We start from the raw sequence: 542 nt of genomic DNA on the forward strand, positions 1-542 counted from the left end.
GGCTGTTCGTCGGTACGTACGCCGGGGACCATGTCGGAGCCGTCCCGCTCACTCTCCTCCTCACCGGCCTCGGGCTCTTCGCCGGCGGCATCAGTGCCGTCGGAACGGTCGCCTCCGGTGCCAGTACGCAGCTTCTCGTCGCTTCCGCCATCGGGGCCGGGATGCCGTTGCCCGAGAGCGGGTGGCTGCGGGCGCTTGCCTACCTCGCCGGTGCCGCATGGCTGCTCGCGTTGCGGCTCGTGCTCCCCACGCCCGGCTCCCTCGCCGGTGACTTCCGGTTCGACGGGGAGCGGGACGCCGTCGCCGACGTGTACGACGCCATCGCCGAGTTGCTCGATGCCGTGGGGACCGACGGCGCCACCGCCCGCCGCGCCGCGCTCACCGCCGCCCTCGATCACGCGCAGGACGCCCTCGCCGGACCCCGGCTGCGGCGGTACGCCTCCTCGTCCGCCGAGCGGCGGTTGCATGCGCAGTACGCCGCCGCGTTGCCGCTCGCCGAGGCCGCCACCGCGCTCGCCTGGGTGGGCGATCCGGTGGCCGCG

Annotated in this window: 1 pseudogene; it reads left to right on the forward strand. The window is 75.1% G+C overall.

The features are described from left to right. Nucleotides 1-542, forward strand: a pseudogene (locus tag ACTWQJ_RS52150) (FUSC family protein); the annotation flags it as partial.

The organism is Streptomyces sp. KR55 (assembly GCF_052245645.1).
Lineage (GTDB): Bacteria > Actinomycetota > Actinomycetes > Streptomycetales > Streptomycetaceae > Streptomyces > Streptomyces flavusporus.